The sequence below is a fragment of the Streptomyces sp. NPDC127097 genome (assembly GCF_042724075.1).
Lineage (GTDB): Bacteria > Actinomycetota > Actinomycetes > Streptomycetales > Streptomycetaceae > Streptomyces.
Genome location: NZ_JBHXFI010000057.1, coordinates 39,045 through 49,429, shown reverse-complemented (window position 1 = coordinate 49,429; position 10,385 = coordinate 39,045). Strand labels below are relative to the sequence as shown.

At 71.6% G+C, this 10,385-nt stretch carries 7 protein-coding genes; 2 read left to right on the top strand and 5 right to left on the bottom strand.

Annotated features, from left to right (window positions below; all coding sequences use genetic code 11):
* Positions 1-171: 171 nt before the first annotated feature.
* Positions 172-1,551, bottom strand: a complete 1,380-nt coding sequence (locus tag ACFWJW_RS31150; protein ID WP_387247522.1) for a DUF6777 domain-containing protein — start codon at positions 1,549-1,551, stop codon at positions 172-174.
* Between the two features lie 279 nt (positions 1,552-1,830).
* Between ACFWJW_RS31150 and ACFWJW_RS31145 the strand changes: the two genes are divergently transcribed.
* A complete protein-coding gene (locus ACFWJW_RS31145) occupies positions 1,831-3,171 on the top strand; it encodes a streptophobe family protein (protein ID WP_387247527.1) in 1,341 nt (446 codons plus the stop codon).
* A 5-nt stretch (positions 3,172-3,176) separates the two neighbouring features.
* Here the strand turns inward: ACFWJW_RS31145 and ACFWJW_RS31140 are convergent, their stop codons facing one another.
* From ACFWJW_RS31140 to ACFWJW_RS31130, 3 genes are read right to left on the bottom strand one after another with little or no spacing between them, the layout of a single operon-like run.
* Entirely contained in the window at positions 3,177-4,220 is a 1,044-nt protein-coding gene (locus tag ACFWJW_RS31140) for a serine/threonine-protein kinase (protein WP_387247521.1), read from the bottom strand.
* Complete coding sequence (locus ACFWJW_RS31135; RefSeq protein WP_387247520.1) at positions 4,217-4,933, bottom strand: hypothetical protein; 717 nt, start codon at positions 4,931-4,933, stop codon at positions 4,217-4,219. The genes ACFWJW_RS31140 and ACFWJW_RS31135 overlap by 4 nt, the downstream gene beginning before the upstream one ends.
* Positions 4,934-4,949: 16 nt before the next feature.
* Positions 4,950-7,337 (bottom strand): FHA domain-containing protein, encoded by a 2,388-nt coding sequence (locus tag ACFWJW_RS31130; protein WP_387247519.1) that lies wholly within the window; start codon positions 7,335-7,337, stop codon positions 4,950-4,952.
* Positions 7,338-7,726: 389 nt separating this feature from the next.
* Here ACFWJW_RS31130 and ACFWJW_RS31125 point away from each other — a divergent pair, with 389 nt between their 5' ends.
* On the top strand, positions 7,727-9,337 hold the full coding sequence (locus ACFWJW_RS31125) for a nucleobase:cation symporter-2 family protein (RefSeq protein WP_387247518.1): 1,611 nt from the start codon (positions 7,727-7,729) through the stop codon (positions 9,335-9,337).
* An 89-nt stretch (positions 9,338-9,426) separates the two neighbouring features.
* Here the strand turns inward: ACFWJW_RS31125 and ACFWJW_RS31120 are convergent, their stop codons facing one another.
* Positions 9,427-10,152, bottom strand: coding sequence for a transcriptional regulator (locus ACFWJW_RS31120; protein WP_387247517.1), 726 nt, complete (start codon positions 10,150-10,152; stop codon positions 9,427-9,429).
* Positions 10,153-10,385 lie beyond the last annotated feature (233 nt).

Below are 10,385 nucleotides of genomic sequence, written 5' to 3'. Positions count from 1 at the left end.
CTCCATCCACCGCGCCGGTCCCCGCCGGCCGTCCGGCCCGCACCCCCCCCCCCCCCCCCCCCCCCCCCCCCCCCCCCCCCCCCCCCCCCCCCCCCCCCCCCCCCGGACACCCACCGGGGGGGGGCCCCCCCGCCCCCCCCCCGCCTCGTCACTTCTCCGTGCCGCCCGGTGTCAGGAGGACCCGCCGCCGGTGACTCCGGCCTGAGCCGACTGACCGCCGGTGTTCCCGCCGGTGGTGTTGTCGCCGGTGGTGTTCCCGGTCGTGTTCCCGGTGGTGTTCTCGCCGGTGGTGCTCCCGGTGGTGTTCTCGCCGGTGGTGCTCCCGTTGGTGGTGCTCCCGGTCGTGGTCCCGTTGGTGGTGCTCCCGGTGGTGGTGCCGCCGCCGTTCGGCGAGCCGGTCGTGGTCCCCCCGGTCGAGGTGCCGGTCGTGCCGCCGGTGGTCTCCGTCCCGCCGGTCTCCGTCGGAGAGGTGCCGGTGCCCCCGGTGGGCTGTTCGGTGGACCCGGGTGTGGCCGGCGGCGACTGGCCCGGCGGGGGCTGGGACGAGGTGGGACCGCTGGGGGTCTCGGCCGGCGGGGCCGTTGAGCGGTCCTCGGCGCCGGTGGTGCCGGCAGGGCGCTTGAACCACTTGCCCGTCTTCGGGTCGCGCAGGGTGAATTCCTTGATCTCGGACTTCGTCGGCGTGACGACGACCGAGTTCGAGGACTGGTATCCGGGCCACTTGGTGCCGACCGTCTTCACATCCCCCTTGAGCGCGGTCGGCGGCGTCAGCGGGTTGCCGCACTTGCAGCGCACCCGGGGCACCCCGTACGAGTCGACCATCACCGCGGTGCCGGACTGGAGCACCGACTGGAAGGTGGTGGCCTTGCCGTTCTTGAAGCCGTGGTTGGTGACCCGGGTGTCGTAGGTCAGCTGAACGGGCGTCAGCGACCGCAGATAGGACGGGACGTCCCCCGGCTTCTTGCCCAGGACGCCGGCGAACGCCTGGTTCTTCGCGGGGGCGCTGGTCAGATAGCTGATCTGCTTCTCGACATCGCAGCTCGCGCTGTTCTCGGTCCCGCCGTAGAGGCCGGGCGTCGCCCCCGAGAACTCGCTGTTGCCGCCGCCGGACGGCTTCTTGGGTGTGGCGGACGGGAGCGGGGTGGACTCGTTCGCCGACGACGGGGTGACCGGGTCCTGTCCGGTCGAGGCGGCCGGTTCGGCGAACACCTCACTGGTGCCGCCCCCCGGGCGGGTGAAGACGACGATCAGGATCACCGCCACGACCACGGCGGTGGCGATGATCGCGACCCGGGGCGCGGACCGCCACCAGGGCCCGCCGGCGCCGGCACCCCCGCCGCCGCGCCCGCCGCCGCCCCCGCCGCCTCCGCCGCCCTTGCCGGTGCCGCCCGGTGGCGGGCCGTAGCCGGGCTGGGTGGGCTCCTCCGGCGGTGCCTGTCCGGGCCACGAGCCCACCTGGGTCGGCTCGTGCCCGGGGCTGGACGGCGTACCGGAGAGCGGGCCCGACGGCGGTCCTGTCGGGTGGCTGTCAGGCGGCGGTGGAGATGTCACGGGTGCCTCTTCCGACGCGTGTGGGCCATCCGGCTATGCGAATTTTGCCCGGTTTGTCTAGGTCAAGGACATTGTGTGTCCGGGAGTCGCGCCGTCCGCAAGCGGGGCGGCACGCCGGTGCTTACGGTGGTGCGTGCATGCCGTCCCTGCGGTAAATGCACGGAAACGCGTGTTCCGCGGCACCGGGAAGCACCTTCCGTCGCCCGTCGGCGCATGCGCCACCCCAGGCGGACCGTGGCCACCGCGGTCCGGTGCCCGGCAGAAGAGAGGTTGAGCAAGATGCGAGGCCCCGCGTCAGCCGGTTCCCCGGGCCCGGTGCGCTCCCATGGCGCACCGCCTGCCCTCCGGGCCTGGGCACAAGCGCTCGGCGCGGCCGTGGCGGCCCTGGTCACCATGATCGTGGTCGCCGCCATCGGGCTGTGGGCGGCGGGCGCCACCGACCTCCCGGGCGGGGCGTTCCCGTCCGTGGTCGCGGCCACCGTGCTCGTCGCGGCCGGCGGCTCGGTGGGGCTGTCCGGTGACGCCGGGGTCATCGCCGAGGCCAATGCCGCCCTGGACGTCGTCCCGCTGTCGGTCACCCTCGCCGGAGCGCTGGTGCTGGCCTTCGTCTTCCTGCTGCCGCTGCGCCACCGGGCGGTGGCCGGCACCCGCGAGCTGCTCGCCCGGATCGCCCGAACGGCGGTGTGCTGGCTGGTCCTTCTGCTGCTGCTCGCGCTCGCCGCCCGGCACAGCTTCCGGATCTCGGTGGGCAACGACCTCGCCGACCAGATCGGATCCGAGCTGGGCGCCACCCCCACCGTCGGCTTCCGCGCCGATGTGCCCGCGACGCTCGGCGTCGGGCTGCTGTGGGTGCTGGCGCTGCTCGCGCTGACCTTCCTCGTCTCCCGGCGCGCCCCGCTGTCGCCCCGGCTGCTGCACTACCAGGGCTCCGTACGGCCACCCGCCCACGCGATGGTGCTGACGCTGCTCGCCTACGCCGTGATCGGGCTGGTCGTCGGCATCGTCGAGCTCATCGCCAAGGACCGCCCGTCCGAGACCCTCGCGGTCATCTTCCTCGGGCTGCCGAACGTGGCCTGGATGGCGCTGGGCATCGGCACCGGCGGCGCCTGGGTGGGACATGTCGACAAGGCCCTGGGGCTGCCCCTGCCGCACGCCCTCGACCAGGTGCTCCACACCCATGGGCAGCGGACCCTCGACCTCGGCTCGCTCGCCGAACAGGACCGCCGGGCCTGGCTGCTGGTGGCGGTGGCGGCCGTGGTGCTGCTCGCCGCCGCCTTCACCGCGGCGGTCCGCTCCCCGGCCCGGCTGCCGGCCTGGCGGCACGCCGTCGAGATGGCGGTGGCGCTGGCGCTCACCCTGTTCGTCGTCGGGCTGCTCACCCGGATCTCCGCACACTACGGGCTCTCCGTGATCGGCGTCGGCGACCTCGGCGGCGACCTGGGCGGCGAGGTCACCCTGGAACCGCAGCTGCTCCGGCTGGTGGGCGTGGGCCTCGCCTGGGGGCTGGTCACCGGCTTCCTCGGCAGCCTGCTGGCGCGCGGCGTACGGCATCCGGGTGAGGTGGGGGAGTCGCGCGGAGGACGGGAGCCGGACGGCGGGCGGGAACCGGGCGGGAGTTAGCCCCCCTAGCCCCCTGTCCTCCCCGGGAACATCGGCGTCGCCCAGCGCGGCGGTGGCGGGGGTGCCGCGCTGCGCCGGCCGCCCTGGTCCACCGGGGTGTCGACCTTGGTCATGGGGTGCGCCTGCGGGGTGCCGGCCGGTGTCGCGGGGACCGTGGCCCGGCCGGCCGCGCGCAGTGCCGCCACGAAGCCCCGGCAGGTCTCGTAGCGGTTCTCCGGCGCCTTGGCCAGGGACTGGGCGAACACCGCGTCGACGGTCTCCGGCAGATCGGGCCGCAGTTCCGTCAGGGCCGGCGGCGGATCGTACTGATGCGCCCACAGCAGCGCCATGTCGTCGTCGCGGCGGAACGGCGGCGCGCCCGTCAGCATCTCGAACAGCACGCAGGCCAGGCTGTAGACATCGCAGCGGCCGTCCACCGGGCGGCCGGAGATCTGCTCGGGCGCGACGTAGTCCAGCGTGCCGACGAACTGGCCGACGCTGGTGAACCCGGTCAGCGACAGGGACTTCTTCGTCAGCCCGAAGTCGGTGAGATAGGCGTGCTCGGGGCGGTCGCTGTCGGTGCCCTCGGCGATCAGGATGTTGCCCGGTTTCACGTCCCGGTGCACGAGGTCGTGCGCATGGGCGGCGTCCAGCGCGGAGGCCACCTGGAGGGCGATCCGGCAGGCGGTCTCCAGTGACAGCGGCCCGTCGCGGTCGAGCAGCGCCCGCAGATCCCGGCCCTGGACGTAGCGCATCGCGATGTAGAGCACGCCCTCGGTCTCCCCGGCCTCGAAGACCGGCACGATGTGCGGGTGGTCGATCGCCGCGGCGACCCGCGACTCATGGGCGAAGCGCTGCCGGAAGGTGTCGTTCCGGGCCAGCTCGGGCGCCAGCAGCTTCAGCGCCACCGTACGGCCGAGCCGCAGGTCCTCCGCGCGGTAGACGACCGCCATCCCGCCCCGGCCGATCTCGTCCTTGAGCAGATACTCGGCGATCTGCCGCCCGCGCAGCCCGGAGGAGTCGGGAGCGGTGGAGCGGCCCGGAGGCCGGTCCGGTGGCGCACCGTTCACCGGATCTCACCCACGCGGTTCGGCGGCAGGGGCGGCCGCTCGCCGGGGTGCAGGGCGCGGGTCGCGGCGGGGTCCTGGGGCGGCCCTTCCGGCGGGCCCGACGCCCCGGGGTCCGGCGCCGGGCCGGGCCCGCCGGCCGCCGAGGGGGCCGACGGATCCGCCACCGGACCCGGCTCGTCCGGCGCCTCCGGGCCCGACCCGGCCCCGGGCCGCTCCCCGGAGCGCGACGACGGCCCCGCCGTCACCGCGTATGTCTCCAGGGACACCCCGTCGCAGTAGCACCACCGCTCGTGCCGGGCGTCGTAGAGCCAGAGCGCATCGCCGTCCACGACGATCCCCAGCCGGGTGCCGCGGGTGCGCCGGGCGAACGACTCGCCGTCCAGCTGCCCGGCGGCCAGCTCCTCGATCAGCTTCCGGTACCGGCTCAGTTCGCCCTCCGCGGCGCCCAGCAGCGGGCGGGGGTCCGCGGTCCGGGCGGGGGCCTGCGCGGCGGCCGGCGGTTCGCGCGGGAGGGCCAGCAGCAGCCGGCCGTCGACCCAGGTCGACCAGCCGTTGGAGCACAGCGCCAGCGCCCAGTCGCCGCGGCGGTCGATGATCTGGACCGGCAGCAGCGGATCGAGCGGTGCGGACGGCCGGGTGGTGTCCGGCGCCGACCAGGTCGCCATACCCTCCGGGGGGACGACATGGCTGGGGAGGAATTCCGGCGAGGTCACAGGCGGCTCCTCGGCACTACTTGCGCATGATCTCGGGCTCGTGCCGCCGCAGCAGCTTGGTGACCACGAATCCCAGGAGCAGGGAGAGCACGATCATCATGCCCATGTTCAGCAGCCAGGTCCCCGGCTTGTGCTGGAACAGCGGGTCCGCGGTCCCCTGCGGCATGATGTGGTGCAGATCGATGGTGCCCGCCATGGCCCCGAGCGCCCACCGGGACGGCACCAGCCAGGCCAGCTGCTCCAGCACCAGCACCCCGTTCAGTTTGAGCAGCGCGCCGCAGAACACGACCTGGATGATCGCGATCAGGACCAGCAGGGGCATGGTGACCTCTTCCTTCCGCACCAGCGCGGAAACGAACAGGCCGAGCATCATGGCGGTGAACGCCAACAGCGCCACCGCGAGGGTGATTTCGATCAGTGGCGGCATCAACACCCCTTTGCCGCCGGGCGCGTTCAGCTTGACGCCGATCAGCGCCACCAGGGTCAGCACCACGGCCTGGACGATCGTGATCGCGCCCAGCACCAGCACCTTGGACATCAGATACGCCGAGCGGGACAGGCCGACGGCTCTCTCCCGCTGATAGATGGTCCGCTCCTTGACCAGCTCCCGCACCGCGTTGGCGGCACCGGTCAGCACCGCCCCGACGCACAGGATCAGCAGCGCGTTGACCGCCGAGTCCTGGGTGAGCGCGGACCCGGCCAGGGCGTGCGCCATCGCTCCCATCACGAAGGGCAGCGCGACCATGATGATCAGGAAGGTCCGGTCGGCGGTCAGCGCCGCCGCATAGCGCCGGACCAGCGTGTGCAGCTGTTTGGCCCAGCTCTGCGCCTTCGGCGCGGTCACCGGTCCCGCCGGGGCCTCGGGGGTGCGCGTGGGCTGATGGGAGTCCGCGGCGACATAGCGCCGGTGCTGGGGCGAGGCGCGGAACTGCCCCGCCCAGTCGCGCTCCTTGTCGTTCTCGAAGGCTTCGAACGCCTCCGGCCACTGCTGGTACCCGAAGTAGGCCAGCGCCTCCTCAGGCGGCCCGTAGTAGGCGATGGTGCCGCCCGGCGCCAGGACCAGCAGCCGGTCACAGACGTCCAGGCTCAGCACGCTGTGGGTGACGACGATGACCGTACGGCCGTCGTCCGCCAGCCCGCGCAGCATATGCATCACGGAGCGGTCCATCCCGGGGTCGAGACCGGAGGTCGGCTCGTCGAGGAAGAGCAGCGACGGCTTGGTCAGCAGCTCCAGGGCCACGCTGACGCGCTTGCGCTGGCCGCCCGAGAGGCTGTGGATCGGCTGATTCGTCCGCTGGTCGAGGCCCAGTTCATGGATCACCTCGTCGACCCGCGCCTGCCGCTCGGCCTTCGCGGTGTCCTCGGGGAAGCGCAGCTCCGCGGCGTAGCTCAGGGCCCGGCGCACGGTCAGCTGGAGGTGCAGGATGTCGTCCTGCGGTACGAGCCCGATGCGCTGGCGCAGCTCGGCGTAGTCGCGGTAGAGGTCACGGCCGTCGTAGAGCACCGTGCCGTCATCCGCGGGGCGCAGTCCGGTCAGCGCGTTGAGCAGGGTCGACTTGCCGGCGCCGCTGGGTCCGACCACGGCGAGCAGCGTCTTCTCGCCCACCGGGAAGGAGACCTGCTCCATCAGCGTCTTTCTGCCGTTGTCGACCCGGACGGCCAGATCCTGCACGTCCAGCGACACCTCACCGGTGTCGATGAACTCCTGGAGTTCGTCGCCGACCAGGGCGAACGCGGAGTGGCCGATGCCGACGATATCGCCGGGGATCATCGGCGCCCGGTCCACCGGCCGGCCGTTGAGGTAGGTGCCGTTGTGGCTGCCCAGGTCGACGATCTCGAAGCCCTCGGCACCGGCCCGCAGCTCCGCGTGCCGGCGGGAGACCGAGAGGTCGTCGACGACCAGGTCGTTGTCGGGTGCGCGGCCGATGCGGGTGGTCCGGGCGGCGGGCAGCGGGCGTACGGAACTGGGCTGACGGAAGGTGTGGGTGCCGGCGGGGTGCGAGACGGCGGAGGGCCGTTCGACGCGGGTGGGCGGTGGCGACGGTGCCGAGGGGGCCGGCGGGGTGGGCGGCGCCGGTGGTGGTGACGCCTTGGAGAGCACCGCACACGGACCGTCCGCGGGGTTGCCGAACCGGATCACACTGCCCGGCCCGACACCGGTCTCGTGCACCCGCCGTCCGTCGGCGAACGTGCCGTTGGTGCTGTCCTCGTCCTCCACCGTCCAGTGGCCCGACTTGGTCCGCAGCACCGCGTGATGCCAGGAAACCCGCGCATCGTGCAGCACGAGTTCACAGGCCGGGTCCCGCCCGACGTGATAGGTGCGGCTGGGGCTCATCACCTGGGTGCTGCCGTCGGACTCGATGACGAGTTCCGGCGCGGTGGGCGCATCCTGCCGCTCAGCCATACCAAAATGCTACGGCCGCGAGCCGGGCTCCGCCTGTCGGCACGAGAACGCCCGCGGCAGACAAAGTCCCCTTCCCAAAACGGTATTTCGGGGCATGATCGCCCTTTATACGAGCGAATACGGCCGGTTACTCGCGAGAAACGGCACAGGTCAACTAGGGTGAGCGCTCCGATTGGTCCCACCTGCAAATTCCATGGAAATGCCGGAATTTGCCGCGCTGGTCGAAAGAAGTCCTGCGGAACCCGGGACGCACAGTGCGGTGCAGGGCTACGTGGTGTCGGTAACACCGCTGAACGTCGGCTCAGTAAGACCCAGCCGGCCCGTCCGTCCTCCGGGACATGACGGGCCGGTCCCTTCTTATTCACCTACCTCCCGAAGGCAAGGCAGAGATGGCACGAGTCTCCCGACAAGACCCCGAGCAGTTCTCCCAGCAGCGGGCTCACCCCGTCGACGAGGTACTCCCCGCCGGCAAACTCACCCTCTACGGTTTCCAGCACGTCCTCGCGTTCTACGCGGGAGCGGTGGTCGTCCCGATCATTCTCGGGAACGCCCTGGGTCTGTCCCGCGCGGAGCTCGTCTATCTGATCAACGCGGACCTGCTGACCTGCGGTGTCGCCTCGATCATCCAGGCCCTCGGCGTCTGGAGGATCGGTGCCAGGCTGCCGCTGGTCCAGGGCGTCACCTTCACCGCGGTCTCCCCGATGATCGCCATCGGGCTGGGCGCGGGCGGCGGCACCGCCGGTCTGCTCGTCGTCTACGGCGCGGTGATCACCGCGGGCATGGCGACCTTCCTCTTCGCGCCCTTCTTCAGCAAGCTGGTGAAGTACTTCCCGCCGATCGTCATCGGCACGATCCTCACCATCATCGGCCTCACCCTGATCCCGCAGGGACTGAAGGACGCGGCCGGCGGTGCGCAGTTGATCGGCCACCCCGAATACGGCGATCCCAAGAACCTCGCCTACGCGCTGGGCACCCTGCTCTTCATTCTGCTCGTGGTCCGGTTCGGGAAGTCGCACCTGAGCAGCCTCGCCGTGCTGCTCGGCCTGGTCGCCGGCACCGGCGTCGCCTGGCTCCTCGGCGATGTGGATTTCGGCGGCGTGAAGAATGCCGCCTGGTTCGGCGTCAGCACGCCCTTTCACTACGGAATGCCGAAGTTCGAGCTGTTCCCGATCATCGCCATGGTCGTCGTCATGCTGATCACCATGGTGGAGACCACCGGAGACGTCTACGCCATCGGGGAGATCACCGGTAAAAAGGTCGACAACGACACCGTCGCCAATGCGCTGCGCGCCGACGGAGTCGCCACCGTCCTCGGCGGAATTTTGAACTCCTTCCCCTACGTGGCCTTTGCCGAGAACATCGGCCTGGTGCGGATGTCGAAGGTCATGAGCCGTTTCGTGGTGGTCGCGGCCGGCGGCTTCATGATTGTCATGGGCTTGCTGCCGAAGGCGGGCAGTGTGGTGGCCGCCATTCCGCATCCGGTGCTCGGCGGTGCCGCGGTCGCGATGTTCGGCATGGTCGCCGCGGTCGGTGTCCAGATCCTCGGCAAGGTGGATCTGCGCGAGGAGCGCAACGCCCTGATCCTCGCGGTCAGCCTCGCCGCCGCGCTCCTGCCGAACGCGGTCGAGCCGTTCTTCGCGCGGATGCCGGAGGACGTCCGGGCGGTCCTCAACAGCGGTATCACGCTGGGCAGTCTGACCGCCGTCCTGCTGAACCTCTTCTTCAACGTCTTCACCCGCCGGAAGACGATGGAGATCGACTGGGACGAGATCGAGGGCGACGAACCGGCGGAAGCGCATGTGCCGTTCGGCGCGCCCGCTCCGGCGGCCCCCTACGCCCCGCAGGCGGCGGACCCGTACGCCCCGCAGGCGGCCGACCCCTACGCCCCGCAGGCGGCCGACCCCTACGCCCCGCAGCCGCACCACCGCCCGGGCCCGCCCCGCCCTCCGGGGCCGCAGCACCCGCAGGGCGGACCGGACTGGGGGATACCCGGCCACTGAGTCCGCCGACGGCCACGGGCGGGGAGGGAACCGATGTCCGGTTCCCTCCCCGCCCGCTTGTCCGCCGGTAAGTGTCCGCGCGGCCCGCGTCAGTGCGTCGGCACCGTGTTGAACGGCGGCGCCTCGCCCGCGTCCCCGATCAGGTCCCAGAAGTGGTCCACCAGCCGGCGCAGATACGCCGAGCGCTCGGCCGCGACCTCCTTCAGCCGGGAGTCGTCGTTCCGCGCCACCACATGCCCCATGTAGCGCTCGGAGAACTCCGCGAACTCCCCGTGCATCGTGCGCAGTGCGTCGCTCACCCGCGTCTTGTTCAATGTGGTGATCTTGGTGACCGGCCCGACATGTGACTTCCAGCGCCCGTCGATGGCCGCCCGCAGATGCCCGGACAGCTCCTCGTCCCGCCCCATCACCCCGATCAGCTTCCGCAGCGACAGCCCCAGCGCCTCCACCAGTGCCTTGGTCTGCCGGTAGTCGCCGCTCCACTGCCGTGCCGACTCGGCCGCCCAGTACAGCTCCGGGGTCATCCCGATCAGCTGCGACAGCCGCTCCACGCTCAGCTGGCGGGCCATCCGGTGCTCGGCCAGGGTCCGCGGCTCGACGCCCATCAGCACCGTCGGCGGGCACCACAGCACATCGGCCAGGACGAACAGCTGCGCCTCGGTCGGCATCTGGGATCCGTACTCCCATGCCTCGACCAGCTCGGGGCGGACCGGCGTACCGCAGGCCGTCATGGACTGGGCGACCTGAGCCGTACTCAGGCCCACCCGGGCCCGCGCGGATCTGGCCTCGGCGGGGGAGAAGGGAGTGCTGTACACGTACGGGACACCTCGCTGCACCCGGCGAACGAGGGGTGCTTGGGGGGAGAGGGCATGGAGGAACATCCAGGAGCGGGCAGATTAACAGATGGTCGATAGGTACGAATCCACAGTTCCCCTTCGACTCGAAGGCAGGCGGCGGCGTGCGGACGCGCCTGCGGGAGATGTGCGCTATCTGTCCGATTTCACGCCGCAACTCGCTTACTGGGTATAGCCGAAGCCCCGGTGTTTAC

Coding starts and splice junctions, on each gene's coding strand:
- ACFWJW_RS31130 (WP_387247519.1), bottom strand. CDS start 7,337: ATGGCTGAGCGGCAGGATGCGCCCACCGCGCCGGAACTCGTCATCGAG.
- ACFWJW_RS31145 (WP_387247527.1), top strand. CDS start 1,831: ATGCGAGGCCCCGCGTCAGCCGGTTCCCCGGGCCCGGTGCGCTCCCAT.
- ACFWJW_RS31125 (WP_387247518.1), top strand. CDS start 7,727: ATGGCACGAGTCTCCCGACAAGACCCCGAGCAGTTCTCCCAGCAGCGG.